We start from the raw sequence: 203 nt of genomic DNA on the forward strand, positions 1-203 counted from the left end.
TTATCAAGTGCCTCTAGGCGGTTACATAAAGCGTAGTGCAAAGTGAATAAAACGTCACGTTCGCAACTGTTCTTCATCCGCTCGCTCAGCACCATATGCTGCACATAAGCAAGATTCTGAAGATCAGAAACAGCAACGTTTACGTCATCAAATTCATTCTGAAGAGTATTTGTGGCGCCACAGGCGCATGCAGTGTCGTCCAT

1 pseudogene is annotated in these 203 nt (G+C 45.3%); it reads right to left on the bottom strand.

The annotated features are described in order from the left end of the window. Window positions 1-203, bottom strand: a pseudogene (locus tag PsW74_RS29165) (hypothetical protein); the annotation flags it as partial.

Origin of the sequence: Pseudovibrio sp. W74, assembly GCF_001623085.1 — a bacterium.
In the GTDB taxonomy this organism is placed as follows: domain Bacteria; phylum Pseudomonadota; class Alphaproteobacteria; order Rhizobiales; family Stappiaceae; genus Pseudovibrio.